The sequence below is a fragment of the Bacteroides caecigallinarum genome, from assembly GCF_021530995.1.
Taxonomy (GTDB): domain Bacteria; phylum Bacteroidota; class Bacteroidia; order Bacteroidales; family Bacteroidaceae; genus Phocaeicola; species Phocaeicola faecigallinarum.
Genome location: NZ_JADYTF010000368.1, coordinates 1 through 255 on the forward strand (window position 1 = coordinate 1; position 255 = coordinate 255).

Annotated in this window: 1 protein-coding gene; it reads left to right on the forward strand. The window is 38.4% G+C overall.

What is annotated here, in order from left to right:
• The coding region (locus I6E24_RS17065) for an ABC transporter permease (protein WP_317218750.1) at nt 1–255 on the forward strand (255 nt) is incomplete at both ends.

Here is a 255-nt window from a genome sequence, read left to right on the forward strand (position 1 = left end):
CGGAAAGTATTGAACTCTCCATACCTACAATGATGGATGATATATATGAGGAACATGCTCTGGAATTCAAACTGAGAGGTATTGTACTCTTTATGTCAATCATAGCACTTATCATCTCTGTGCTTGGAATTTATTCAGCAATAACTCTCGACACCGAATACCGCCGTAAGGAAATGGCTATAAGGAAGATAAACGGAGCAGGAGTTCGTCAGATAGTATTGATTTTTGCAAGGCTTTATATAGTGTTGGTTATCG